General features: G+C 64.7%; 21 protein-coding genes. 7 read left to right on the forward strand and 14 right to left on the reverse strand.

Going from position 1 to position 25187, the window contains the following annotated elements:
- Positions 1-41: 41 nt before the first annotated feature.
- The 5 genes from U4960_RS12810 to U4960_RS12830 are packed head-to-tail and all read left to right on the forward strand — an operon-like array spanning position 42 to position 5939.
- Positions 42-635, forward strand: a complete 594-nt coding sequence (locus U4960_RS12810; RefSeq protein ID WP_324261019.1) for an isochorismatase family cysteine hydrolase — start codon at positions 42-44, stop codon at positions 633-635.
- 3 nt (positions 636-638) lie between these two features.
- The gene (locus U4960_RS12815) at positions 639-2918 is read left to right on the forward strand and encodes an FAD-dependent oxidoreductase (RefSeq protein WP_324261020.1); all 2280 of its coding nucleotides are present in this window, start codon (positions 639-641) and stop codon (positions 2916-2918) included.
- Entirely contained in the window at positions 2915-3667 is a 753-nt protein-coding gene (locus tag U4960_RS12820; RefSeq protein WP_324261021.1) for an SDR family NAD(P)-dependent oxidoreductase, read from the forward strand. The genes U4960_RS12815 and U4960_RS12820 overlap by 4 nt, the downstream gene beginning before the upstream one ends.
- A gap of 29 nt (positions 3668-3696) precedes the next feature.
- A complete protein-coding gene (locus tag U4960_RS12825) occupies positions 3697-4539 on the forward strand; it encodes an alpha/beta fold hydrolase (RefSeq protein WP_324261022.1) in 843 nt (280 codons plus the stop codon).
- 11 nt (positions 4540-4550) lie between these two features.
- Complete coding sequence (locus U4960_RS12830; RefSeq protein ID WP_324261023.1) at positions 4551-5939, forward strand: sulfatase family protein; 1389 nt, start codon at positions 4551-4553, stop codon at positions 5937-5939.
- 9 nt (positions 5940-5948) lie between these two features.
- On the opposite strand, the gene U4960_RS12835 is transcribed toward U4960_RS12830, so the two are convergent.
- Both U4960_RS12835 and U4960_RS12840 read right to left on the reverse strand, forming a co-directional pair.
- Positions 5949-6827, reverse strand: coding sequence for an SMP-30/gluconolactonase/LRE family protein (locus tag U4960_RS12835; protein ID WP_324261024.1), 879 nt, complete (start codon positions 6825-6827; stop codon positions 5949-5951).
- Positions 6828-6829: 2 nt separating this feature from the next.
- Positions 6830-9208 carry a TonB-dependent receptor gene (locus U4960_RS12840; RefSeq protein ID WP_324261025.1) on the reverse strand — a complete coding sequence of 793 codons (2379 nt, stop codon included), beginning with the start codon at positions 9206-9208 and terminating at the stop codon, positions 6830-6832.
- A gap of 595 nt (positions 9209-9803) precedes the next feature.
- Here U4960_RS12840 and U4960_RS12845 point away from each other — a divergent pair.
- On the forward strand, positions 9804-12371 hold the full coding sequence (locus U4960_RS12845) for a TonB-dependent receptor (RefSeq protein ID WP_324261026.1): 2568 nt from the start codon (positions 9804-9806) through the stop codon (positions 12369-12371).
- 81 nt (positions 12372-12452) lie between these two features.
- Here the strand turns inward: U4960_RS12845 and U4960_RS12850 are convergent, their stop codons facing one another.
- Together U4960_RS12850 and U4960_RS12855 are read right to left on the reverse strand one after the other, a co-directional pair.
- Positions 12453-14588 carry an FAD-dependent oxidoreductase gene (locus tag U4960_RS12850; RefSeq protein WP_324261027.1) on the reverse strand — a complete coding sequence of 712 codons (2136 nt, stop codon included), beginning with the start codon at positions 14586-14588 and terminating at the stop codon, positions 12453-12455.
- Positions 14585-15664 carry an alkene reductase gene (locus U4960_RS12855; RefSeq protein ID WP_324261028.1) on the reverse strand — a complete coding sequence of 360 codons (1080 nt, stop codon included), beginning with the start codon at positions 15662-15664 and terminating at the stop codon, positions 14585-14587. Before U4960_RS12855 ends, U4960_RS12850 begins: the two co-directional genes overlap by 4 nt.
- Before the next feature lie 84 nt (positions 15665-15748).
- Here U4960_RS12855 and U4960_RS12860 point away from each other — a divergent pair, with 84 nt between their 5' ends.
- The gene (locus U4960_RS12860) at positions 15749-16501 is read left to right on the forward strand and encodes a glucose 1-dehydrogenase (RefSeq protein WP_324261029.1); all 753 of its coding nucleotides are present in this window, start codon (positions 15749-15751) and stop codon (positions 16499-16501) included.
- Between the two features lie 81 nt (positions 16502-16582).
- Here the strand turns inward: U4960_RS12860 and U4960_RS12865 are convergent, their stop codons facing one another.
- The 10 genes from U4960_RS12865 to U4960_RS12910 all read right to left on the reverse strand — a co-directional run bounded on the left by U4960_RS12865 (position 16583) and on the right by U4960_RS12910 (position 25187).
- Positions 16583-17665 (reverse strand): Rieske 2Fe-2S domain-containing protein, encoded by a 1083-nt coding sequence (locus tag U4960_RS12865; RefSeq protein ID WP_324261030.1) that lies wholly within the window; start codon positions 17663-17665, stop codon positions 16583-16585.
- 123 nt (positions 17666-17788) lie between these two features.
- On the reverse strand, positions 17789-18292 hold the full coding sequence (locus U4960_RS12870; protein ID WP_324261031.1) for an Lrp/AsnC family transcriptional regulator: 504 nt from the start codon (positions 18290-18292) through the stop codon (positions 17789-17791).
- Entirely contained in the window at positions 18289-18768 is a 480-nt protein-coding gene (locus tag U4960_RS12875; protein ID WP_324261032.1) for an Lrp/AsnC family transcriptional regulator, read from the reverse strand. Before U4960_RS12875 ends, U4960_RS12870 begins: the two co-directional genes overlap by 4 nt.
- Positions 18769-18839: 71 nt before the next feature.
- The gene (locus U4960_RS12880) at positions 18840-19316 is read right to left on the reverse strand and encodes a nuclear transport factor 2 family protein (RefSeq protein WP_324261033.1); all 477 of its coding nucleotides are present in this window, start codon (positions 19314-19316) and stop codon (positions 18840-18842) included.
- The gene (locus tag U4960_RS12885; protein WP_324261034.1) at positions 19316-20584 is read right to left on the reverse strand and encodes a spinster family MFS transporter; all 1269 of its coding nucleotides are present in this window, start codon (positions 20582-20584) and stop codon (positions 19316-19318) included. The genes U4960_RS12880 and U4960_RS12885 overlap by 1 nt, the downstream gene beginning before the upstream one ends.
- Positions 20584-21342, reverse strand: a complete 759-nt coding sequence (locus U4960_RS12890) for an SDR family NAD(P)-dependent oxidoreductase (RefSeq protein WP_324261035.1) — start codon at positions 21340-21342, stop codon at positions 20584-20586. Before U4960_RS12890 ends, U4960_RS12885 begins: the two co-directional genes overlap by 1 nt.
- A 12-nt stretch (positions 21343-21354) precedes the next feature.
- Positions 21355-21648 carry a hypothetical protein gene (locus U4960_RS12895; RefSeq protein WP_324261036.1) on the reverse strand — a complete coding sequence of 98 codons (294 nt, stop codon included), beginning with the start codon at positions 21646-21648 and terminating at the stop codon, positions 21355-21357.
- The gene (locus U4960_RS12900) at positions 21645-23087 is read right to left on the reverse strand and encodes an amidase (protein ID WP_324261037.1); all 1443 of its coding nucleotides are present in this window, start codon (positions 23085-23087) and stop codon (positions 21645-21647) included. The genes U4960_RS12895 and U4960_RS12900 overlap by 4 nt, the downstream gene beginning before the upstream one ends.
- A gap of 77 nt (positions 23088-23164) precedes the next feature.
- Positions 23165-24271: a Rieske 2Fe-2S domain-containing protein gene (locus tag U4960_RS12905; RefSeq protein ID WP_324261038.1), complete on the reverse strand. Its 1107-nt coding sequence runs from the start codon at positions 24269-24271 to the stop codon at positions 23165-23167.
- Positions 24272-24320: 49 nt separating this feature from the next.
- Positions 24321-25187, reverse strand: coding sequence for an amidohydrolase family protein (locus tag U4960_RS12910; protein WP_324261039.1), 867 nt, complete (start codon positions 25185-25187; stop codon positions 24321-24323).

The raw sequence follows: 25187 nt of genomic DNA on the forward strand, positions 1-25187 counted from the left end.
CCCCTACGCCCCGATGCGGGCCCAATCCGGAGTAATCACGCATGAAATCCGCCCTCCTGCTGCTCGACCTGCAGAATGAAATGGTCGACCCGGCCGGCAAAGTCGGCGCGCACGGCCTCGCAAAGATCGTGGAGGATCGCGGCGTGCTGACCAATGCGCGCAAGTGCCTCGATGCGGCACGGGCGGCGGGCATGCCGGTGGTTCATGTGCGGCTGGGCTTCCGGCCGGATTACGCCGACTGCCTCAGCGTTGCGGCACGCATCGGCGGGCTGAAGAGCAACCGGGCGGCGATTGTCGGTGAATTCGGCACCGAATTCCATCCGACTGTCGCTCCTGCCGATGACGAACTCATCATCACCAAGCAGTGCGTCAACCCGTTCTTCAACACCGGCCTGATGACCTGGCTGATGCAGAACGGGATCAAGCGGCTCTACCTTGGCGGGGTGGCGACGCACCTGGTCGTCGAAAGCTCGGCCCGCTTTGCCGACGACGCCGGCTTTGCCCCGGTGGTGATCGAGGACATCTGCGCCGCGCCCAACCCCGCACTGCACGACCACTTCATCACCAACATCGCCCCTGCCGTCGGCACAGTCACCACCACCGAGGCGTTCTGCGCCGAGGCAGCGCAGGGCTGACCGATGAGCCTGCGTGACATCGTCTCCCGACGCCAGGCCGTCCTCGCACCCGGCGCAGCCAATGCGCTGTTCGCCCGGGTGATCGAGGATCTGGGGTTCGAATGCGTCTATGTGACCGGCGCCGGCATCGCCAACATGGCGCTCGGCGCGCCGGACATCGGCCTTACCTCGCTCGATGACATTGCCCAGACCGTGTCCCGCATCGCCGATGCCGTGGCCCTGCCGCTGATCGTCGATGCCGACACCGGGTTCGGCAACGCGGTCAACACCTGGCGGACGATGAAAGTGCTGGAGCGCGCCGGTGCGTCCGCGATCCAGTTGGAGGATCAGGAGTTTCCCAAGCGCTGCGGGCATTTCAACGGCAAGAGCGTGGTGCCGCTCCACGACATGCTGCCCAAGATCCGGGCCGCCGCCGATGCCCGCACCCGCGACACGCTGATCATCGCCCGCACCGATGCGCTGGCGGTAGACGGTATCGATGCTGCGCTCGAACGGGCCGTGGCTTTCATCGAAGCCGGGGCCGACATGACTTTCGTCGAAGCCCCGCGCGATGCAGACCAGATGCGCCGGATTGCCGCGCTCGGCGTGCCGCAGGTCGCCAACATCGTCCACGGCGGCAAGACCCCGGCCCTGCCGCAGGCGGAGCTGGCCGACATGGGCTTCGGCGTGGTGCTCTATGCCAACGCCGCCTTGCAAGCTGCCGTCCGCGCTTCTGCGGAAGTGCTTGGCTCACTCAAGGCGACTGGTTCGCTTGAGGCGGTTCACGACCGGCTGGCGAGCTTCGAGGAACGCCAGTCTGCCGTCGCCAAGGAGCACTGGGACCGGCTCGAAACGCAATTCGAAAACAGGCAGGCAGGCAAGCTGATGCATATCGTCGTTGTCGGAAGCGGGATCGCCGGTTTGAGCGCCGCGCTGAGTGCCGCCGAAGCGGGGGCCCAGGTCACCGTGGTCGAGCGCGCCACAGAGGGCGAGCATGGCGGCAACACCCGCTACACCGAAGCCTACCTGCGGATGAAATCGATGGATGAAGTGGCCGACGATTTTGTCGATCACTTCATGGACAACGCCGGCGGCTATACCGACCCGTCAATCGTGCAGGAAATGGTCCGCGATCCGGACGACTGGTCACCGCTGGCGCGCAGCCAGTCGACCGTCGATCCGGACCTGCTCGGAGCCTTTGCCGAACAGGCCGGGCCGACCCTGCGCTGGCTGGAGCAGGCGGGCCTCAAGTTCGATTTCCTGCCGACCGCGTTCATCACCACCACCACCACCCGGCTGCTGCCCGTGGGTGGCGGCCTGGCCATGGTCGAGACCCTGACAGAGGCGTGCAAGGCCGCGGGGGCAAACTTCCGCTTCGCCACCACCGCCCGGTCGCTCGCCACAAATGACGGGACGGTCACCGGTCTGGTCACCTCCGCCGGGACAATCGCCTGCGACGCCGTGATCCTTGCCTGCGGCGGGTTCGAGGGCAATGCCGAGATGCTGTCACGCTATGTCGGTCCGGGCGCGATCAATCTGCGCCCGGTGGCGCGCGGCGGGCACTACAACAAGGGTGAAGGCATCCGCATGGCGCTGGATATCGGCGCGGCGCCCAATGGCGATTTCGGCAGCTATCATGCCGAGCCGGTCGACCCGCGCTCAGGCATTGCCGAGCCGGCGATCTTCACCTTCCCCTATGGCATTCTGGTCAACAAGGCGGGGCAGCGCTTCACCGACGAAGCACCCGGCACCGTCGATGCCCACTATGAAAGCGTCACGCGCCGGATCTACGAACAGCGTGACGGCCTCGCCTGGCTGGTGACCGATGCCCGGCTGGACGACGTACCCAACTGGCAGAAGGGCAGCCGCACCGACCAGCCGCCGGTCACCGCCGGCAGCATCGCGGAACTGGCCGAAGCCATTGCCGTGCCTGCCGATGCGCTGACGCAGACCATTGCCGCCTACAACGCGGCGTGCGGCGCGGGCACGTTTGACCCGCTCAAGGCTGATGGCCTTGCTACCAGCGGCCTCACCCCGCCCAAGTCCAACTGGGCACGTCCGATTGACACGGCACCCTATCGCGCCTGGCCGGTCATATCCGCCAACGTGTTCACCTTCGGCGGACTGAAGGCCGACCGGCACGCGCGGGTCATAGACCATGACGGCCACCCCATCCCCGGTCTTTACGCGGCAGGCGAGACCATGGGCATCTACTACCGCACCTATACCGGCTCGACCTCGGTCCTGCGGGGCGCGGTGTTCGGGCGACAGGCGGCGCTGCACGCCGCAGGTCTGGCTGCGTGACACGCTTCGGCCTCGACGGTCTGGTCGCCCTGATTACCGGCGGTGGCGGGATGATCGGTCAGGCCGTGGCCCGGCGCATGGCCGCAGGCGGAGCTCGCATGGCGCTGGCTGACATGGCCGAACCTGGCCCGGTCGAAGGGGATTGCCGCACTTATGCCGCTGACCTCGCCGACATAACGCAAGTGCGCGAGGTCATCGCGCGTACGCTGGCCGATTTCGGGCGGATCGACTGCCTGGTCACGGCCGCCGGCGTCACCTCGCTCGGTTCGTTCGAAAGCATCACGCCGGAGGAATGGGACCGGGTCCACGCGATCAACCTGCGCGGTGTATTCCTCGCCAATCAGGCGGTGATCGCCCCGATGCGGGCACAGAGTTCAGGCCGGATCGTCAACATCGGTTCGGTGCTGGCCAAGAACGGCGGCAATCCGCGCCCATGGATTGACCCGGGCGAGCAGGAGCGGGCCGGCAACGCCGCCTATGGCACGGCCAAGGCCGGGGTCCACGCTCTGACGCTCTATCTGGCGAAGGAGCTGGCCGCCCACGGCATTACCGTCAACGCGGTCGCGCCCGGGCCGATTGCCAGCCCCATGACCACCAGTTTTCCCGAGGCACTGGTCCGGCAGATCCCGGCCGGGCGCATGGGCCAGCCGGACGAAGTGGCCAGCGCAGTCGCCTGGCTGTGCACACCCGAAGCCGCCTTCGTCACCGGCGAGATCATCGACGTCAATGGCGGCCTGTGGATGGACTAGGCCCGAATTATTCAAGGAAGGAAAACCACATGGCGATCACCAAGGAACAGGCCAGCCGCGACATCCAGACCAGGAACTGGAAGCTGCGCTATTACGAAGCAGGCGAAGGCCACCCGTTGATCCTGATCCACGGCTCGGGCCCGGGCGCAACCGGATGGAGCAATTTCTCGGGCAACATCGAGGCTCTGGCGCAGCATTTCCATGTCTATGCGCTCGATATGCCGGGTTGGGGGGACTCGCAGGCCTGCACCAAGGAGACGCTCGATCATACCGGCGCCACCATCGAATTCATGGACGCGCTTGGTATTGAGAAGGCGGCGCTGGTCGGCAATTCGATGGGCGGGATCGTGACGCTGTCTGTCGCCGTCGAACATCCGGACCGCGTCAGCCATGTCATCACCATGGGTTCCGGCTCCAGCCCGATGCCGAAGCTGTTCAGCGCAGGCGATGGCCCGACCGAAGGCCTCAAGTATCTCCAGCAGGCCTACCGCACCCCCACACCGGAAGCGATGATGGCGCTGGTCAACATCATGGTGTTCGACAAGACCTTCGCCACGCCCGAATTGTGCAAGGCCCGTTCGGATGCGGCCATGGCGCGGCCCGATCACCTTGAGAACTTTCTCGGCATGCTCGCCAAGGGCGGCCCGATCAACCATTGGGCATCGATGGAAAAGCTGATGCAGATGCAAATCCCTGCGCTGCTGATCCACGGGCGTGACGACCGCGTCGTGCCCTACGAGCATTCGCTGATCCTGTGCGCCCACATCCCCAATTCGCGGCTCGTCGTGATGAACCGCTGCGGCCACTGGGCGATGATCGAGCATGCGGCCGAGTTCAACCGCATGGTGACCGACTTCGTGCTCAACAACTGAGGTATGCTCACATGACCTTCACGCTTGACCGGCGCACCATGCTGGCGGCCTCGGCGGCCAGCCTCGCAGCCCCCGCCCTGGCGCGGACGCCGGTCAAGCGGCCCAATGTGCTGTTCATCCTCGCCGACGACATGGGGTATGCCGACCTGTCGTGCTATGGGCGCCGCAATTACGAAACGCCCGCGATCGACGCACTGGCGGCGCAGGGGATGCGGTTGACCTCCGGCTATGCCAATAGCCCGGTCTGTTCGGCCACCCGCACTGCCCTGATGACCGGGCGGTACCAGTATCGCCTTCCGGTAGGCCTCGAAGAACCGCTCGCCTTCCGCGACATGGGCCTGCCGCCGGACGAGCCGACCCTGCCCTCCCAGCTGCGCAAGGCGGGCTATGCCACCTCGCTGATCGGCAAATGGCATCTGGGCGCCGCGCCGAAGTTCGGGCCGCGCCTCAGTGGTTATGAGCACTTCTTCGGCATCCAGGGTGGCGGGGCGGACTATTTCACCCATGCCTCCGGCCGGGGCCACGATCTGTGGGACAATGAAACCACTGCCGGCGAGCATGGCTATCTGACCGATATCCTCGCGCGCGAAGCGATTGAGCAGCTCGGCCGCCATGCGGCGGACAGTCGCCCGTTCTTCATGAGCCTGCACTTCACCGCGCCGCACTGGCCGTGGGAGGGGCCGAACGACCAGGCCGAATCTGCCCGCCTCGCCGCCACAGGCGAGCCCGCCGCGATCTTCCATTATGACGGCGGCACCATGGCGACTTACGCCGCGATCATGCGGCGGCTGGACGAGAAAGTCGGCGAAGTGCTCGCCGCCCTGCAGCAGCTGGGGCTGGCCGACGATACCATCGTGGTCTTCACCAGCGACAACGGCGGCGAGCGTTTTTCCGACAACTGGCCATTCTCCGGCCGCAAGACCGAGCTGCTGGAAGGTGGGGTGCGGGTGCCGTTGATCGTACGCTGGCCCGGCCGCATCACCGCTGGCTCCGAAAGCGCGGTGCCCGTCATGTCCATGGACTGGCTGCCGACATTCTTGGGACTGGCGGGATCAGCGCCCGCTCCTGAACGACAATCGGACGGAGTGGACGTGCTTCCAGTGTTGCTCGGCAGTTCCATGCCCGTCCGCCCGTTGTTCTGGCGCTATCGCCACCTCGACCAGGCGAGCTGCCGCTTCGGTGATCACAAATACCTGCGGATCAATGGCAACGAGTTCCTGTTCGATGTGGTGCAGGACCCGCTCGAACGGGGCAACCTCAAAGCCCGTCAGCCAAGTCTATTCGCCGACCTGAAGGCACGCTGGACTAGCTGGAACGAGACGATGCTGCCGTTTGATCCGGACAGCTTCAGCCACGGCTTCCACGCGAAAGACATGGCTGACCGGTTCGGGGTCGAGTGAGGCAGTCCCTCAGTCGAGCCTGACTCGCCAGACCACGCCTTGCGCCGCCTCGGTGACATAAAGCCACCCGTCTTCCACCAGAACATTGGTGACCAGCAGGCCCGCTTCGGGCGGCAACTTGAGGTCCGGCAGCGGCGCACCTGCAGGGGTCCAGCGGGACACAGTCCCGGCTTCGATGTTGGCGGCATACAGAACGCCGTCTGCATCAAACGCCAGCCCATCCGGCCCCACCCCGCCCACTGTATGGGCAAACACGTGCGGCACGTTGAATTTCAGTGTCGAGTGGCGTGTCGGGATCCACAGGATGCGCTTGGCGGCAAATTCGGCCACCCGGATGCTATTGCCATCGGGCGCAACCGCGACTCCGTTGGGAAAGGCAAGCCCGCCGGCAACCAGATCCGGCTCGCGTGAACCGGCCGGCAGGTAGAACACCCGCCCGTCCGGCCTGAGCAGGTTGGAGCGGCCAGGCACGGTGAAGTAGATGCCGCCATGCCGGTCGACCGACAGATCATTGGCGATGTCGAGCGGTTCGCCTTCGAACTGCTCGACCAGCGGCGTTATCGTGCCGGTCACCGGATCAACCCGCATCAGGCCGCCGCGCCGAGCCACGATCAGGTTTCCGTCTGCATCGATCGCCTGCCCATTGGGCAGGTCGTCACTGCGAAGCAGCTCATGGCACTGCCCGTGCGGATCGATCCGCAGCAACCGGCCATTCAGGGGATCGCTGACCGCCAGATCGCCCGAAGGAAGACGGGTCGGTGCCTCGAGAAAGCCGCCGCAGCGGGCGACCTGTTGCCAGTCCTGCTGCGGTTCACCCGGCGTGGCGCCGGCCGCCACCGGAAATCCGGCAGCAGCCAGCAGGAGCAGCGGGCCTGACAAGGCGCGCATCGTCAGAACTTGAACGACGCGGCCAGAGCAATCGACCGCGGACGATCCGGATAGACAATCGTTGCACCATTCGACGTCGGCAGCGGCGCGATGAAGCTGGACGTGGCCTTATCCGTCAGGTTGCGGGCAATTACCGCCAGCTCCCAGCTCCGGTTGTCCGGGCCCACACCCACGCGCAGGTCGACCTTGGCAAAGCCGTCCTGGCTGAGCAGCGGATCCGCCGTGGCCGACATGAAGTACTTCGAAGAGAAGAACAGGCTGGGGTCGATCCGCAGTTGCAGCGTGTCGCCAAGCGGCACATTGACGTTTGCACTGAGCGTCCCGGTCCATTCCGGCGCATAGCCGCGCCGCTTGCCGGACATGTCCTGCACGCAGTTCGGGTTCTGGGCCGTCCCCAGGATGGTGCACGAGGCATTGGGGAAATCGGTGTACGTGGCATCAAGATAACCCAGGTCGGCATTGATCCGCAGCCAGTCGGCAGCCTGGATCGACCCGCTCAGTTCAATGCCCTGAACCCGCGCACCGGCCGCGTTGGCGGTGACAGCCGTAATCCGCTGGGCTTCCCCAACGCCGTTGAAGACAATGGTGGTTTCCTGAAGGTCCGAATAGTCCGACCGGAACAGAGCGAGGCTGAACGTCCCCAGACCCCCGGCCATCGATCCCTTCAGTCCCAGCTCGTAGGCGTTGACCGTCTCCGGACCATAGATGCCGCCCTGAGCGCTGGCATCATATCCGCCAGCCTTGAAGCCGTAGCTGTAGGTGGCATAGGCCATGATGTCGCCGGTAAGGTCGTATTCGATCCCGACCGAGGGCATGAACTTGTCATCGGTGCGGTTGGTGATCGGATAGTCGGTCATCGACACGCCGCGGTTGGCGCCAATCGCCAGCTGGTCAGCCTGCGGGAACGGCGTGAACGCCTCGCCATCAGGGCCGCCCAGTTCACCATCGATTATCCCCCAGGTCATGGTGCGGTTGGCCCGCTTGTCGACCTTGGAATAGCGCGCCGCGAGGTTGAGCCGCAGCGCTTCTGTCGCCCGCCAGGTGATCGAGCCGAAGGCGGAATAGACATCATCGCGCTGAGACATGGTCGGCCGTCCGCCCACCGGGGTATTGGGCGCCAGCGGGGTGGTAAGGCCCGGCACGATCAGCACGAACGGCACGAAGTGGAAACCGGTGCGGTTGCGGGCCTCCAGCTTGCCGTGGGCATAGTAGCCGCCAACCATCCAGTCGATCGTGTTGCCGGTGTCCGACTGCAGGCGGATTTCCTGGCTGAACTGTTCGAATTCCTCGAGGTTGCGGGTGGGCAGGATGCCGCTGCCGCCGAAGCCGACGTTGGGCGTCGGGATCAGCTGGATCTTGGCATCGTTGTCATGCTCGAAATAGGCCGTGATGGAGGTGAGCGTGGTTGAACCCAGCTCCAGCGTGTTGGTCCAGGCGGCCTCGGTATAATCGTAGTTGAAGTAGGTTTCGCGGCCCGAAGCGGTGTAGTCGAAGCGCGATTCCGGGGTGGCGCTGCCGAGCAGCTGGCCGCAGGCAAGGCCAACACCGCCATAAACAGCCGGCGGCGGACAGCCGACGATTTCGCCCGGAAAGGCATCACGCGAGCGCAGTCGCGCCATGTCCACCCTGAGGTCGCTGGTGAAGTTGCTGGTCGGCTCGAACCGCACGGAAACCCGGCCGATGGCATCGCGCATCCGCGGCCCGTCCCGGCCAAGGGTGACGTTCTCGACAAAACCGTCCATGCCGGAAAGTCGGCCCGCAGCCCGGACCGACAGGGTGTCGGCCAGCGGCACTGTCACACCTGCCTCGAACGAGTACTCCCCATGCTCCAGTTCATAGAGCGCACTGCCGTTGGCGGCGAATTCATTGCCGGGCTTGCGGGTGATGATGTTGAGCGCACCGGCCACGGCATTGTGTCCGAAGAAGGTCGTCTGCGGACCGCGCAGGACCTCGACCCGGTCAAGATCGAACAGCGCCGCGCGGGTGGCCCGCGAACGGCCGCGATAGACGCCGTCAACGAATGTCCCGACCGCCTGCTCGAACCCGACATTGGCACCCGAGCCGACGCCGCGCACCACCAGCACATCAGTATTGGTGCCGTTGTTGATCTTGACGTTCGGCAGCCGCGCAGTGACGTCCTGCAAGCTGCGCAGATCGGCCCGCTCCAGTTCGGCGCCGGACACGACCGAAACAGCCACCGGCACGTCCTGCAAACGTTGCTCCCGGCCACGCGCGGTCACGACGATCTCGGTCGGCAGGGATGCAGCCCCGTCGGCAGCCTCCGTTTCCTGCGCGATAGTCACAGCGGGGGCCGCGAATGCGGCCAAGGCCGCGCCGGCGAGCAACATGAAGCGCGCATTGCGCGAGTAAGTTTGGGTCATTTGTCCTCTCCTGATCCGGGCGCTGCACTTGCGACAGCTTGCCCTCAAATCTGTAGAGCGGGGGCTTAACGCCCGGCAGCCATCGTGCGTAGCGATAATTTTTGATAGCCTATATCGACAAAGACACTACCTGCGCTGTTGCGGGACATCCCGATCGGGGCAACCCGGGCAATCCGGGAGAAACAAGTCCCTCCTATCACAGGCTTAGCGTCGGCGGGGGCCGGCAGTGCCATGACCGACCCTTATCCGTTTGAGGGCACTTTGGAGGCTATCGGTACCTGGTCGTGGATCTGGGGCGAAGATTGACATTGATACTGACGAGGCGTTTGCGCCGACAGGGCCTTTCCTGACCGCGCGGGATGATCGCCAGCCCGCGCTTCAGCGCCCGGCGCTGCCGACGCAGGCATCGGTCCGGGGCCAGGATCTGATGTGGCGGGGATTCGAGCGACGAAATCAGCATCAAATGCAATCTTTTTCGACTGATTTCCCATACCGCTTCGGCATATCGTGGCGCATTGCGCATTCTGAATTGACATTTTCTACGCATTCGCGCATTGGGCACGCATAACAAGACTCAACGGTGAGGGGATATTCGATGAATTTTGTCCGGAGCTCGCGTGCGATTGCCCATCTGCTGGTCGGCACAAGCCTCGCTGCAATAGCCATGCCGGCTGCTGCGCAAGAAGGCGGTGACGCCCCCGCCACAGGCATTGGCGAGATTGTGGTTACTGCGCAGAAGCGCGAACAGAACCTGCAGGACGTGCCGATCGCGATCAGCGCCATCGGGGCTGAGAAGCTCGAGCAGCTTCAGGTAGCCGATGCCCGCGACCTGAGCGGCCTTGCCCCGAACGTGACCATCGTGCCCGGCCAGTCAAGCAACAGCGCGGCAGTGATCTCGATCCGCGGCATCACCACCCCGGCGAGCGAGACGTTCGGCCTCGATACCTCCAACGCGCTCTATGTTGACGGGATCTACATCGCCCGCTCCGGGGCCAGCGGCCTCGACGTGACCGACATCGAACGGGTCGAAGTGCTGCGGGGTCCGCAAGGCACCCTGTTTGGCCGCAACACGACCGGCGGCGCAATCGCCTTCATCTCGCGCACACCCGACAACGAGTTCGGCATTCGCGGCGAAGCAGGATATGGCAACTTCAACGCCTGGCACGGCAAGCTGGCGCTCGATACCGGCATGATCGGCGATGCGGTCAAGGCAACCTTCTCATACTCGCACCGCGAGCGGGACGGGACAGTCGACAACCTGCTCGAGCCTAGCGATTCCCGTGATCCGGGCTCGCGCAAGTCGGACGGTTTCCGCGCCGCTGTGCGGTTCGAGCCGACCGACACGGGCTATATCCAGTACATCTTCGACTGGTCGAAGGCGACCGGCAACCCGTTTGCTTTCCAGGTGACCAATGTCGCCGATGGCACGCCGCGCCCGGCCCTCAACATCAACGGGGTGCAGGTAAGCCAGACCCAGCAGGCTCCGGTTGCCCAGTACCTGGCTCGCGCCACGTTCCTCGAGCCGCAGTGCGCCCCGCTGGCAGTTCCCACCCGTGAATATCGCGACGAGATCTGTCTCAACACCGACGATCTGACGACCGACAAGATTTGGGGCCACAACCTTCAGGCCTATAACGATTTCGGGGGCTTTGCCGCCAAGCTGACCGGGGGCTACCGCAAGTGGAACAGCCTGACCCGGGGCAGCGATTTCGATGGCGTGGGCACGATGCGTGGTCCGCTGTTCTCGCAGGCGAGCCTGTTCAACGGCTTCGCCGGAACCCCTGCGGCCGCTTTCCTGCCCTTCGTTTTCCCGGCCGGCACGCCGCAGTCCACCATCAATTTCGTCGCCGGATTGCCGGTCCCGACCACCACGGCCGGGCTGTTCGACACGAGCAATGACCGCCGCCATGAGCAATTCAGCACCGAGCTGGAAATCTCTGGCGACACCGATTCCCTCGACTGGGTCGTGGGCGGGTTCTACTTCTGGGAGAAGGGTTCCGAGGACAATCCGCAGACGAGCGGCTTCGTACTCGATACCAATGCGGCCGTGTTCAGCCAGTTCGGCCCGCTCTCGCCGGTATTCCAGGCCTCCAACCCGGCCCGCTATCGGCTGGTCGTGACCCCGGCCAAGCTGGCCTACAGCACGACCTCGGAATCCAAGGCGCTCTACGGCCAGTTCACCTTCTATCCGGGCGGACGGGACAGCGGCGCCAGCATCACCGCCGGCGGACGCTACACCTGGGACGACAAGTCGATCGTGCGGTCGCAGAATGGTACGGCACCGCATCCGATTGCTCACACTGGGGATGCCACCTTCAACAAGTTCACCTGGAACGTGATGGGGCGCTACGAATTCAGCCCTGACGTGAGCGTCTACGCCCGCGCCGCAACCGGCTATCGCTCCGGCGGATACAATGCGTCGGATCCGGTACCGACGGGCACCACGACCATCCCGGCCTTCAACGAAGAATCGGTCATGTCCTACGAACTCGGCCTGAAGACCGAGCTGTTCAACCGGCGCCTGCGGTTTAACGTTGCTGCCTATCACAACATCTACGACGATCTGGCCATCAACGTTCCGGTACTGACCGGATCGGGCACATTCCAGTCGCAGATCGTCAACGCCGGCAAGGTGCAATACACCGGGATCGAGGCAGACTTCATCGCTTCGCTGAGCGACGTATTCTCAATCGATGGTTCGATCGGGTACGTCGATGTAAAATACAAGGAGTTCCGCGCTGGACAGCCGGTCAACCCGGCCGACGGGGTGCAAGACATCGCCGACTTTGCCAACGCCACCTACAGCTCGCCCCTAACGGGCAATATCGCTTTCAACGCGGTATTCCCTGTCGGCGGAAACGGAATGGAGCTGCGAGCTCGCGTCGGCTACACCCACGAGGACGGCAAATACAGCTTCAGCAACGGCATCACCTCGCCCTTCAACGAGCAGATCCGCGGCGATGACAGCGACATGGTCGACGCACAGCTGGTGCTGGACAAGATCCCCCTCGGCAGCGGCGAAGGCCGCCTGATGATCTGGGGCAAGAACCTGACCAACGACAACAACCTGGTCCGCGGGATCGATTTCGGGCCGCTCGGCTATGCAGGCGGGATCTTCAACGATCCGCGCACCTATGGCGTGACACTCGGCTTCAAGTACTGATCCCGTTTTCCAGGGAACGAAAAAAACCGGCCGGAGCAGCGATGCTCCGGCCGGTTTTTCATTTCGGCAGTGGTTCCGGCGTCAGGCTGCCAGCACCCGGTCGACCGCTTCGGCGGCGCCCCGGATAGCCCCTTCGATGTAGCCGATGCCATTGCAGTCCCCGACAGTCTCGACCGCGAAGCCGGCTTTACGCAGGCTCTCGGCCAGAGCGTTGTCTCCGCCTGCCCCCATCGCCACGATCACGTGGTCTGCCGGCACAAGACGGGCTTCGCCGCCGACATCGGTGAAACTGACGTCGCTCTTGCCGATCGAAATGTCCTTCACCCCGCCGTGCAGGGCAACGCCGTGTTCCTTCAGTTCCGCGAGAAGCCGCATCCGGCGCACCAGCAGCAGGCCCTTGCCGAGGCGGGGGGCTGGCTCAATCACGGTCACCTCGCGCCCGCGCTCGTGCAGGAACTCGGCCAGCTCGACGCCGACCAGTTCGCCCCCGACAATCACGATCCGCTGGCCGAGCGGCATCCAGGCCTTTGTGGCGCTGCGGACAAAGTCGAGGTTGGCCGTAATTCCGGTCGCGGCACCAATCTTCGTCGCCAGCCGGGTGGCCAGGCCGGTCTTGCGCCTGAGTTCCTGAGAACCCTCGCCCAGCATCAGATTGCGCATGTCATCACCGCTGAACACGTGCGCCTGGTCTGCACCGGGAAGGGCGGGCATATCGCGCCGCGCTCCGGTGGCAACAATCACGCCGTCCGGAGCCAGTTCGCCCAGCAGGTCCGGCGTGGCGGTGGTTTCGAGCCGGATATCGACCGATGATTGCTCGGTCTCGCGGATCAGCCAGTCCAGCAGCCGCTCGTTGGCGGGATAGGCCAGCGAAGCAAACCGCAAGGTGCCGCCAAGGCGGTCCGACCGTTCAAGCAGCGTCACCCGGTTACCGGCTTCGGACAGCCGGCAGGCCGCCTCCATTCCGCCAGGCCCGCCGCCTATCACCACGAAATGCTTTCCGGTGCGTACGGGAGCTTGCCGTTCACACTCGAAACCGGTTTCCGGATTGACCGCACATCGCAGCGGCTGGCGGACATAGGCGGTCGAGACGCAAGTGTAGCAATAGATGCAGGGCCGCACTCCCTCCGGCGCATTGCCTGCCAGCTTGCGCGGAAGATGCGGATCAGCCAGCAGCTTGCGGCCCATGGCGAGGAAATCGTACACGCCCTGTCCGATCTGCCGGTCACCTGCCTCCGGTTCGACCCGCCCCGAGGCAATCACCGGCACGTCCACCGCCGCCTTGATGGCCTTTGCGGCGGGGATGTTCGTTTCCGGTTCGTGCGGGATGTTGGACGCCGAGTGGAGCTTGCCCATTGCCGCGTTGTGATAGGCGCTGACCGTAATCGCATCGACCCCGGCCGCTTCAACCATGCGCGCGGTTTCGATCGCGAGATCGAGAGTGATCCCGCCCTCCTTCCCGACTTCAATTGAATCAAGCTTCACCCACAGCGGGAAATCCGGGCCGACCGCCTCACGAATGGCAGCGATAACTCGCAGCAGCAGGCGCGCGCGATTCTCCAGCGGGCCGCCGTACTCGTCGGTCCGGCTGTTCGTCTTGGGTGAAAGGAAGGACGAGATCAGGTAGCCGTGCCCGCCATGCAGTTCGATCGCGTCAAACCCGGCAGCCCTGGCCCGCGCCGCCGCCGCACCGAACTGAGCCACGACCGTATCGATATCTTCGGCGCTGAGCAGCCGGATCGAAGGCATCTTGCCGCTGAACCCGGCCATTTCCTCCGGCAGGAAATAGTCGATGAAATCGCCCTTGAACTGCGGCGGGTAGCATGGTGCCCACAGCTCCTCATCAAAGGCGTCGGCCGAGTATCCGGCCACCAGCCCCCCGTGGTGAAGCTGCGCCGCGATCTTTGCCCCATGCCGGTGAACCCGGTCGACCAGCCGGGTCAGACCCGGCAGGAAACAGTCATCCGAAATCGCGGTCTGATTAGGCTGCACGGCGCCTGTCGGCCAGGCGACCCCGGCAACCCCGGTCACGATCAGCCCAGCACCGCCCTTTGCCTGCTCCTCGTGATAGGCAATCAGGCGCTCGCCGACATGGCCGTCCGCTTCCGACAGGCTGACACCCATGGCGGTGACGAAGATGCGGTTGCGGACCTCCAGCGAGCCGATCCGCCCCGGCGACAGCAGGTGCGGGTACCCGTTACCCAATTTCTTGCCGCTCATGATCGCGTGCCCCCTTCAAACGCCGGATAATCGGTATAGCCCCGCTCTTCGCCCGTGTAGAGCAGCGCGTAATCAGGTTTAGCCAGCGGTGCGCCGCCCGCGATGCGCTCGACCAGATCGGGATTGGCGATGAAGGCGCGGCCAAAGCTCACCGCCTCGGCCCGGCGCTCGGCGATCAAGGCTTCAGCACCATCCGTCTTCAGGTTGTTGTTGGCAATCACCGGCCCGCTGAAATGAGCCCGCAGCATGGCGAGCGTATCGAGTTCCGGCAGCCCCATGTCGACGACGTGCAGATAGGCCAGCCCCAGCGCGTCAGCCGCCGTCACGAACGGCACAAACGTCTCCTCCGGATCGGATGGATCCATCCCGTTGTAGGGATTGCCGGGCGATATCCTGAAACCCACCCGGCCCGGCCCGATGGCATCGGCCAGTGCCTCCAGCACCGTGACCGGGAAGCGGATGCGGTTGGCGGGCGCACCGCCGTATTCATCTTCCCTCCGGTTGCTCGCCGGGTTGAGGAACTGGTTGATCAGATAGCCGCTGGCGCAATGCAGTTCCACCCCGTCTATCCCTGCCGCGATGGCATTGCGGGCAGCCTGGGCGAATTCCTCCGCCAGCCCCGCCAGCTCCTCTGCGCCAAGGGCGCGGGGCAGGGTGCAGTCCATCGGCGTACCGTCCGGTCCGGGCACCTGCACCGGACAGGTCACCGCCGAGGGGGCGATCACCTCGGCCTCGAACCCGCGATTGGCGGGTACCACCACCCGCCCGCAATGCATCAGTTGCATGACGATCCGCCCGCCCTGCGCGTGGACGGCATCGGCAACGGCCCGCCAGCCCGCCACCTGTTCCGGGGAATGGATGCCCGGTGTGCGCCAATAACCCTTGCCTGAAGGGCTTGGCTGGACGCCCTCGGTCACGATCAGGCCGGCACTGGCGCGCTGGGCATAGTATGTTGCCATCAAGGGGGTGGGCACGTCGCCCGGCCCCGCCCGGTCGCGTGTCATGGGGGCCATGACAATACGGTTGGCCAGCGCTATGTCGCCAAGCGATACAGGAGTGAACAGAGCGTCATGCATTCGAGTTTTCCGGCTTTGATCGCACATTGACCTTTATTTGCGTTATCCTGTAAGCAAATTTCTACGCATATCAAGGAGGGGATCATGAACTACGGTTTCGATGGCAAGGTCGCGCTGGTGACCGGCGCAAGCGGCGGGATCGGCCGCGCCACCGCCCTCGGCTTCGCCGCCTCGGGCGCGGCGGTGGTGGTGTCCGATGTGAACGATGCGGGGGGCGAGGAAACGGTTGCCCTGATCGCCGCTGCCGGGGGCAGGGCCGTTTACCAGCGGTGCAACGTCGCCGCAGGGGCGGAGGTCAAGGCGCTGGTCCAGCGCGCGGTGAGCGAGTTCGGGCAGCTCGATTTCGCCCACAACAACGCCGGCATCAACAACATGGGCTCGGATGAATACGACGACGCCGTGTGGGACCGCGCGGTGGCGATCAACCTGTCGGGCGTAATGTACTGCATGCGTGAGGAAGCCGAGGTCATGCTGGCCCAGGGCAAGGGGGCGATCGTCAACACCTCCTCGATCAACGGGCTGGTCGGCAACGGCGCACAGCCCGGCTATACCGCGACCAAACACGGCGTCATCGGACTGACCCGGCACGGTGCGCTGCGCTGGGCCAAGGCGGGCATCCGGGTCAACGCGGTTTGCCCCGGCGTGATCGAGACCCCGATGACTGCGCCGCTGACCGCCAACCCGGAGATGAAGAAGCTGCTCGACGGGATGACTCCGATGGGCCGGATGGGGCAAGCCGAAGAAATCGCTGCCGCTGTCCTGTGGCTGTGCTCGGACCAGGCCAGCTTCGTCACCGGCCATCCGCTGGTGGTCGATGGCGGGGCCACCGCCACCTGACCACCTGAGGGCACGCCCAACGAAAAAGGCCCGCGCCGTCAAGCCGGAGCGGGCCTTTTCTCTATCCTCGGACCGCTTTGGTCAGGCCGCAGTTTCCCACGGCGCCGACTTGGTCCCCCGGGTGGTGTAGCGACCATTGACGCGCTTCTGGAACGTCTCCGCCTGCGCGCGGGGATTGTAGAACTGCTTGTACCACACCCGCACCTTGTCGAACGGGCCGTCGCCGCGCACCATCATGGGGTGAAGGCAGGGCCGCTTGTTCGACCAGATCTCGAAGTCCTGGGCAAAGGCATCGACGCCTGCCTCTTCATAGCCGCTGGCCAGCGCCCGGTCGTCCGCAGTCGGCTGAGCATTGTCGACCTTGACCATGAGGCCGTACCAGACCTTGATCACCCCGTCGTCGACCGGGGTGTGGGCGATCAGCATGTGCGACGGGTTGGCCCCCACCATGACCGACTGGAGGATGCCGGGGCCGGTGTACCAGGTGTCGTTGGTCATCGGTTCACCGCCATCGGCGGCCAGTGTCTTGTGCCCGGCGGAAAGGATCTGGCGGCAGACGTGCCCGTCAAATTCGTTTTCGAACGATTCCATCGCGATCGAACCATGGACTGGCTCGAGGTGTGCCTTGTCCGCCATGTTGTCGACCACCTCCTGCGGGTGGCAGTTCAGTTCGCCCAGCTCGCGGACGTTCCAGTTGACCCAATGCGGCGCATCGTAGGCCTCGAACGGCGGCAGTTCATGGTCAGGCTGCTCATTCTCGGGATCGTGCCAGACCCACAGGCATCCGGCCCGTTCGACGACTTTCCAGCTCTTGACGCAGGCCGCCTTGGGAATCGGCGCTGGGGAATAAGGAATCTGGTTGACCCGACCGTCCGGCCCGAACCGCCAGCCGTGATAGGGGCAGCGGATATTGTCACCTTCCACATGCTCCCCGTCCTTGACGACATAGGAGGTGGTGTTGCGCGCGAGGTGGGTGCCCATGTGCGGACAATAGGCCTCGATCATGAAGACCTTGCCGCTCTGCGCGCCGCGATAGATCACCATGTCTTCGCCGAAATAGCGCACCGCGAGCGGCGTGGTGGTCACCTCGTCCGACCGCGCGACCATGAACCACCCGCGCGGGTAGGTAAATTCGCCCAGACCATATTCTGCTGTCGTTGCCATGCATCTCTCTCCGGCTAGTTCCGGGAGCGTTACACGAAACGCAATAGCATATCAAGTCAGTTACGAATGGACGGGTTTGAAGCCAATAAATTCGCTCTTATGCGTAGCACATGGACTTATCTGCTACGCATCCCCGTCCACCAAATCTGCCCGCAGGCGATCGGCTTCTGTGATCCGCACAACCCTGGCGTTGTACTTGACCGTCTTGACCGCAATCGAGGTCTCGACGTGATGGACGCCGGGCAAGGCAAGAATCTGGTTCGATGCCAGTTCCAGCAGGTTATCAAGCGTATTGAAGAGGCAGATCGCCAACACGTTGAACCGCCCCATCGTGACCATGACCGCGTTGACCGATGGCATTTCGGCAATCTTTGCCGCGACATCGCGCACTTCGTTGACGTTCACTTCGACGCCGATGAACGCCATCCGCGCGGAATCGGCGAGGCCGAAGCTGGTGATGGCCGTGAACGAGATCAGCCCGTCCTGCTGCAACCGCTTGATCCGGCCACGCACGGTGCCTTCGGTCACCCCCAGATCGACGGCGATCTTGCGGTTCGACACCCGTGCATCGCGGGAGAGCAGCTCGATAAGCTGGCGGTCAAGGTCGTCGAGTTGCGGTGCGCTCACTGCCCGGCCCTCGCGTCAATCGGTGCCACATCGAACTTGTACTTGATCACATCGACCGCGATTGCGGGTACCATCGACCGGATGCCTTCGATCTTGGAGAACTTCTCCAGGAACAGGCCCGGCAGCTCGTCAAAGTCCCGCAGGACCACCAGCATGTCGATATCGTACCGTCCGGTCACCAGGTGCGCGGCAAAAACCTCGGGAAATTGCGCCAGCTCCTCGACCACATCCGCAGCCGGGCGCCCGTCAACCTCGATCGCCACTTCCATCAGCACATTGTAACCATGGGCGGAGAAGTCGGACACGGCTACTACCCGCAGCTTGTCCGCATCCTCCATTCGCCTGATCCGGGCCGAAACCGTCGCAGCGGTCAGGCCGAGCGTATTGGCAATCTGCTGGTTGGTCGCCCGCCCGTTCAGGCGCAATTGCTCGACAATTGCCCGGTCGGCATCGTCGATGGTGAAATCGTCGCTCATGGGTTCCTGCAAACCCCCATTTCGGCGGCGCGTCAAGCGAGCGTCTTGCGTGCGGTGGGATTTGGCTGTGGTCACCGGAACCCCGCCAGTTCCCGGCCCAGCATGGCAGGAGAAAAACGGCGGACCGGCCGCCTTTCCACCCACACCACTTCCAGCCGCCGCTCGGCAAACTTCCAAAGCCCCTGCTCCATGGCGTACCGGTTATGGTAGCGCATGGCGAAATCGAGCACCGCCAAGTCGCTTTCCTCCTCCCCGACCAGATGGCTGGCGATGCCGGTAGTCAGCCCGCGCACAGTGCCATGCGCATCCTGCTCGAAGGTCTGGTTGAAGACGTTGTGCATGGTCTCGCCAAAACTTGCGGCCACTTCGGCAATCATCTGTGCCCAGCCGGCGGCACCGCAATAGCGAACGATTCCATCAGGATAGGAACCAATCCTGCCATCTGCCGTGAACAGGGATCCAAGCTCCTCCGCGTCGCGGGTGTCGACCGCATGGCCATAACGGAAGGCAAGATCGTGCAGCTCCTGCGGCGCGGTGAAACACGCCATCACTCCGCGTCCGCCAGCCGCATCCGGTCCCGCTCCAGCCGGCTCGCAGCCACGAAAGCAAGGGTGGCGCCGAGCAGGCCGACCGGCACGATCACTGTAAGCGCCAGTCGTAATGAATGTGCGTCGTCACCGAAGGCCTGGCTGAGTGCACCGGTCAGCCACGGGCCGACGAAATACCCCAGCATCGTGGTAGCGGCGATGAACAGGGCGGTGGCGCTGGCCCGGTAGCGGACTGGCAGCATATATTGCAGCGCCGCGAACAGCCCGACCGACCAGCCCCCGCCCAGCAGTCCGCAGGGAATCGCGAGCCACTTGGCGGAAGAGAAGGTGGGCGCCCAGATCGCGGCCACCACCAGCAGCGTCGCCGAACCCAGCGCGAGCGCCGACAGCATGGCCGGCCAGGCACGGCTGCGCTGCGACAGTTTGTCGGATACGGCGCCGAAGCACAGCATACCGATCAGCCCGGCGAGGCCGAAATTGACCGCGAAGGCAGTCTTCGCGGCAACGGGGTCGATGGCGTAATTGCGGGCGAACAGTTCCGGCCCCCAGTATCCGAAGGATACGCCGGAGAGCGCGCCCAGCCCGAAACCGAGCGACATCAGGACGAAACTGGGTGTCCGGACAAGCAGCCGGACGAGATTGCCGAGCGGGATGGTCAGCGGGGGTGCTTCCCCTGCCCCCTGCCCTTCCCGCTGCGGCTCACGCACCAGCAACAGGGCCAGCAGGCCGAGGAATACCCCCGGGATACCGATGGCGAAAAAGGCCATGCGCCAACCATGCTCGGCTGCAATCGCGGGGCCGCCGGCCTGTCCGCCGATCTGGCCGATGTAGGTGGCAAGGCCGAGAATCGCGAACGCCATCCCGCGCTTCTCCGGCTTGAAATAGTCCGACAGCAGCGAATAGGCCGGCGCCACGAAGGCAGCTTCGCCCACGCCCACGCCGATACGCGCGATGGCGAGGGAAACCGGCCCGGCCGCAAGGCCGGTGGCCGCCGTGGCGAGGCTCCAGATCATGCACCCGGCCGCAATGATCCGGATCCGCGAACTGCGGTCGGCCAGACGGGCGAAAGGCACGCCCATCAGGATGTACAGCAGGACAAAGGCCGGCCCCATCAGCAGGCCCATCACATTGTCGCCGACGCCGAATTCCTCCTTGATCGGCCCGACCAGCCCGGTCAGCAGATAGCGGTCCGCAAAATTGAAGATGTAGATCACCAGCAGGGTGGCAAGCACCACCCAGGGGTTCGAGCGAGGGGCGGCGGTGTCCATCAGTCGCGCTTGATCATGCCGCCGTTGACATGCCAGACCTGCCCGTTGACCCATTCCCCGTCGTCCGAGGCAAGGAAGGCAACGGCTCCGGCAATATCCTCGCCCCTGCCCAGCCGGGTGTGCGGCACTGTCTTGAGCGCAGCCTCGACATATTCGTCGGTCAGGTGCTGTTTGACTGCTTCGGTCAGTACCACACCCGGACAGATGCCGTTGGCGCGGATGCCCTTCTTGCCGTATTTCGCCGCGACATGGCGCACCAGCGCGTGGATCGCGTTCTTGGTCATCGGGTAGGCGACCTGGAAGGCGTTGCCGCCGATTGCTGCGCCCGACGAGGTATAGATCATCGCCCCGCTGCCGCGCTCCAGCATGACCGGCAGTGCGGCCTGCGTGGCGAACATGTGGCTCTTGGTGTTGATCGCGAAGGAACGGTCCAGCACCTCTTCCGGGCAGTGGAGCGCATCGATATCGCCTTCTGTCCCGCCGGCGAGGTTCGAGTGATAGAAGTCGAGCCCGCCGAACTCATCCAGCGCGGCCTGCACGATCGCGGCTTGCGAAGCGGCCTTGGTGCCATCGAGATAGACACCGATGGCCTTGCCCCCGGCAGCGCGGATCGCCTCGGCGGTTTCCGTGGCCCATTCCTCGGTAATGTCGCCAATGACCACGGCGGCACCTTCCTCGGCCAGCCGGTGCGCGGTCGCGGCGCCAATTCCGCGCCCCCCGCCTGCGACCACCCCGACCTTGCCCTGCAATCCCCGCATCAATGCCTCCTGTCAGCCGGCCACATGCCGGACGATGAAATAGATCCCGATCGGAAAGACCAGACCGGGCAAGGCCCAGCGGGCCAGCTTCGGATTCTGGTGGTTCCACAGGCCGAGCGCACCCGCTGCGCCAAGCGCCCCTGCCCCGTCGATCCACAACCCGGCGAACCCGCCCAGGCCCAGAATCCCGAGCAGCCGCATCGCCGCACCTGCCTGCGTTTTGGCGACCGGGTTTTTGAAGCCGGCAAGTCCGGCGAGGCCAATCAAGCCCAGCAAGCCGGCAAATTGCGCAATCGCATCGCTCATGACAGCACCGGCCTGCGCGCCGCCCAGGGTGCAGCGCGTTCGAGCTGGCCGGCAAGGCTGTAGAGCAGTGCCTCCTCGCCGTAACGACCGGTGAACATCATACCGACCGGCAACCCGTCGCTGCTCTCCCCCATAGGCACCGACATGCTCGGCTGTCCGGTGAAGTTGGCAATCTGCGTGAAGGGCGAGAATGTCGCGGCGCGCTGGCCCCACTCCTGAAACGACACTCCGGGCGAAAGGCCGATCTGCCCGATCTCCAGCGGCGGCTTGGCCACCGTGGGCGAGAGGATCACGTCGTAGTTCTCCATGAACTGCGCCACCGCCACCGCTGCGCGCTGCATGGTATTGTTGGCACGGGCGAAATCCGCGCCCGTCGTGGTCTGGCCATAGCCGACGAAGCCGAGGGTTATCGGCTCCAGCACATCGGGCCCGAGCTCGATCCCGAGCGACTTTGCCCGGTCGAGGAGGTCCGCCGCCAGCGACGAGGCGATCAGGACAAAGCTTGCCTGCCCCATCGCGCCGGCATCCAGTTTGGGCGCGGCCTCCTCCACGTGGTGGCCCATGGTTTCGCACAAACGCGCGGTCGCGTTCAGCACTGCAAGGCACTCCGGATCGACCGGGGCGCCGCTGGCAGGCTTGTTCATCAGGGCGATCCGCAGCCGGCGCGGATCCCGCTCGGCATGGGACAGGAACGTCCCGTCGGACGACGGGGCCGAATAGCGCGATCCCGCTTCCGGACCGTGAGTCGCGTCGAGGAGAGCAGCCGAATCCCGCACCGAGCGGGTGATGACGTGGTGGGTGGAAAGCCCGCCCCAGCCTTCGGTGCGATAGGGGCCCATCGGGGTGCGGGCGCGGCTCGGCTTCATCCCGAACAGGCCGCAGCACGATGCCGGAATGCGGATCGAGCCGCCGCCGTCGGTGGCGTGGGCCGCCGGGATGACCCCGGCCGCCACGGCCGCTGCGGCCCCGCCGGAGGACCCGCCGGCAATCCGCTCAGGGTTCCACGGATTGCGGGTGGCGCCCATCAGCACGCTTTCAGTGGTCCCGGTCAGCCCGAATTCCGGCGTGGTCGTCTTGCCGAACACCACCAGGCCGGCGCGGCGATAGCGCTGGACCAGTTCCGTAGTGAACAGGCCGACCTGCCCCTTGTTGAGGCGGCTGCCGCCCTCGGTCGGCAGGCCCTCGATATAGGCAGCCAGATCCTTGAGCAGCCATGGCACGCCGGTAAACGGGCCATCGGGCAGCCCACGGGCAATTTCGGCGCGGGCGAAGTCGTAATGCTGCTGCGCCATGAAATTGAAGCGGGGGTTCATCGCCTCGGTCCGGGCAATGGCAGCTTCGAGCAGTTCGCCCGGAGAAACCTTGCGCTGGCGCACCAGCTTTGCCAGCCCCATTGCATCGTGGGTTTGCAGCACGCCGTTCGCGGAAGTCGCTGTCATTGCCTTCGCTCCACCCGCAATACCAAGGGCCGCCACGGCTGCGCCGCCCGCCATCACCTCGCGCCGCGTCGCCACCCTCAAGCCGCCTGCTGCTGCGAAGCGGGGACACCGTCACCCGCAGCATAGAAGCGCGCGTAGAACTTGCGGAAGTGCGGGATCGGCCCATCACCATCGCAGATGATCGGATTGGGCTCATACCGCATCCGGTCCCACACCACCTTGTCCTGGTCGAGCTGCTTGTTGACGTCCTTGATGATCGCACGGGCGAGCCCTGCCATCGGGCCTTCGGTCTGCTCGCGCGGCTGGGTGTAGCAATAGACCACCTGCAACTGGTCAAACTCGACCGGGATGATGCAGGCCACCAGCAGCGTCTCGCAGATGCCGGTAAAGCGCACCCAGGCCTGCCCCGGCCCGACCGAATTGCTGGTAATGGTGCCATCGACCATGCCCTTGGGCGTGCCCATCTTGGCGCGGACGATCCCGCAGCGATCCCACTCGCCCCAGCTCAGCTCGGCGGTCGGCAGCTCGGCCGTGCCGTGGATGAACTTGAAGTGGGCGAAGTCGACCCCGTTCTCGGCCATGTTCTGCAAGCTGCCGAATATCTTCCATTCGACAATGTCGTAAGGCGTCCATTCGGGGTCGCTGGCTTCAGGCAGGTGGACCACTTCGTAAAGCGGTGCCTCATCCTCCGGATGATACCAGACCCACAGCCACTGGTTGGCTTCGCGGATATGCCAGGTGCGGGTGCACTTGCGCTTGACCTGCGGCGGGACGGCGCGGGCGTAGGGGATTTCCTTCACCACGCCCTCTTCGCCGTCATACCGCCAGGCATGGAACGGGCATTCGAGCAGGTTGCCGTGCACCTTGCCGCCGTGGCCCATGTGCGCACCGAGGTGCTTGCAATAGGCATCGACCATCCGGACCTGCCCGTCCTCCCCGCGCCAGACGGCCAGATCGCGGGCGAAATAGCGGGCCGGCTTGACCTCGCCCACGGCCAGGTCACTGGCCAGCATGAACGGATACCAGCCGAACGGAAAACCGATGTCGAGATTGCGCTCGGCTGCGGAAGGACGGCCGGCAATATCCGCGACGCGCCAGGCCTCGCGCTCGTCCTTGCTCATCTTTTCCAGCACCTGCCACACGGCAACAGGGGCGGTGCGGGCGTCGGTTGCGGCTTCAGTCATGTCATTCTCCCCGGCTGTTCCGGAACGTGAGGTGTGGGGGGTGAAGGGGTTACAGCTTGAACACGCGGCGGGCGTTCTCGCGCAGGAACTTGGGCCAGACTTCGTCCTTCAGCGGGACGTGCTCCATGTCGGACATGATCCGTTCAAGGCTGAGGCCCATCGGGAAATATCCGGCGTAGATGATCTTGTCCGCGCCGCGCGTGTTGGCGTAGTCGATGATCGCCTTGGGATAGTGCTTGGGGGCGAAGGCGCTGGTCGAATAATAGAGGTTCGGCCACTTGAGCATCAGCTTGACCGCCAGATCCTGCCACGGCTCGGCCCCGTGGCGCATCACGATCTTGAGGTCAGGGAAAAACCAGCAGACTTCGTCGAGATGCTCGACCTTCTGCGTTTCCATCGGAATGCGCGGGCCGGGAATGCCGACGTTGAGGCAGATCGGAATGTCCAGCTCCACCGCACAGGCGTAGAGCGGGAACATGTATTTGTGGTTAATCGCCACCTGCGGCAGCGTTCCGGCGGGGAACACGCTGATCGCCGATAGCCCGACTTCGGCATGGATCCGCTTGATCCGCCGCACTTCCTCCATCCCCTTGTTGGGATCGCACGGCAGATCGAAGAAGAAGCGGTCGCCGTAGAGTTCCTTCGCGCGGCGCGAAGTCTCGTTCTCGTTCCAGCCGATCAGGGCCTGGGCAATGCCATGCTTGTCCATCTGCTCGACCGTCCACTTGACGTAGTCGTCGGCATGGCCGGTCTGGGGCACATCCTTGAACATGTACTGCGCGGGCATGGAGAACTGCTGCAGCGTCTCCGCATCCTTGATCAGCGGACGGAAGGCCGTGAACCAGTCGGAACGGTCTTCCGCCTCGGGAATGCCGAGCATGCAGTCGATGATGCCGATATCCTTGGGCATGCCCAT

It is taken from the genome of Altererythrobacter sp. H2, assembly GCF_035319885.1.
Classification (GTDB): Bacteria; Pseudomonadota; Alphaproteobacteria; order Sphingomonadales; family Sphingomonadaceae; genus 34-65-8.

What these genes read in the sequence shown, in the direction of transcription:
- U4960_RS12810 (WP_324261019.1), top strand. Translation starts at nt 42, where the DNA reads ATGAAATCCGCCCTCCTGCTGCTCGACCTGCAGAATGAAATGGTCGAC.
- U4960_RS12815 (WP_324261020.1), top strand. Translation starts at nt 639, where the DNA reads ATGAGCCTGCGTGACATCGTCTCCCGACGCCAGGCCGTCCTCGCACCC.
- U4960_RS12825 (WP_324261022.1), top strand. Translation starts at nt 3,697, where the DNA reads ATGGCGATCACCAAGGAACAGGCCAGCCGCGACATCCAGACCAGGAAC.
- U4960_RS12830 (WP_324261023.1), top strand. Translation starts at nt 4,551, where the DNA reads ATGACCTTCACGCTTGACCGGCGCACCATGCTGGCGGCCTCGGCGGCC.
- U4960_RS12835 (WP_324261024.1), bottom strand. Translation starts at nt 6,827, where the DNA reads ATGCGCGCCTTGTCAGGCCCGCTGCTCCTGCTGGCTGCTGCCGGATTT.
- U4960_RS12840 (WP_324261025.1), bottom strand. Translation starts at nt 9,208, where the DNA reads ATGACCCAAACTTACTCGCGCAATGCGCGCTTCATGTTGCTCGCCGGC.
- U4960_RS12845 (WP_324261026.1), top strand. Translation starts at nt 9,804, where the DNA reads ATGAATTTTGTCCGGAGCTCGCGTGCGATTGCCCATCTGCTGGTCGGC.
- U4960_RS12850 (WP_324261027.1), bottom strand. Translation starts at nt 14,588, where the DNA reads ATGAGCGGCAAGAAATTGGGTAACGGGTACCCGCACCTGCTGTCGCCG.
- U4960_RS12855 (WP_324261028.1), bottom strand. Translation starts at nt 15,664, where the DNA reads ATGCATGACGCTCTGTTCACTCCTGTATCGCTTGGCGACATAGCGCTG.
- U4960_RS12860 (WP_324261029.1), top strand. Translation starts at nt 15,749, where the DNA reads ATGAACTACGGTTTCGATGGCAAGGTCGCGCTGGTGACCGGCGCAAGC.
- U4960_RS12865 (WP_324261030.1), bottom strand. Translation starts at nt 17,665, where the DNA reads ATGGCAACGACAGCAGAATATGGTCTGGGCGAATTTACCTACCCGCGC.
- U4960_RS12875 (WP_324261032.1), bottom strand. Translation starts at nt 18,768, where the DNA reads ATGAGCGACGATTTCACCATCGACGATGCCGACCGGGCAATTGTCGAG.
- U4960_RS12880 (WP_324261033.1), bottom strand. Translation starts at nt 19,316, where the DNA reads ATGGCGTGTTTCACCGCGCCGCAGGAGCTGCACGATCTTGCCTTCCGT.
- U4960_RS12885 (WP_324261034.1), bottom strand. Translation starts at nt 20,584, where the DNA reads ATGGACACCGCCGCCCCTCGCTCGAACCCCTGGGTGGTGCTTGCCACC.
- U4960_RS12890 (WP_324261035.1), bottom strand. Translation starts at nt 21,342, where the DNA reads ATGCGGGGATTGCAGGGCAAGGTCGGGGTGGTCGCAGGCGGGGGGCGC.
- U4960_RS12895 (WP_324261036.1), bottom strand. Translation starts at nt 21,648, where the DNA reads ATGAGCGATGCGATTGCGCAATTTGCCGGCTTGCTGGGCTTGATTGGC.
- U4960_RS12900 (WP_324261037.1), bottom strand. Translation starts at nt 23,087, where the DNA reads ATGACAGCGACTTCCGCGAACGGCGTGCTGCAAACCCACGATGCAATG.
- U4960_RS12905 (WP_324261038.1), bottom strand. Translation starts at nt 24,271, where the DNA reads ATGACTGAAGCCGCAACCGACGCCCGCACCGCCCCTGTTGCCGTGTGG.
- U4960_RS12910 (WP_324261039.1), bottom strand. Translation starts at nt 25,187, where the DNA reads ATGGGCATGCCCAAGGATATCGGCATCATCGACTGCATGCTCGGCATT.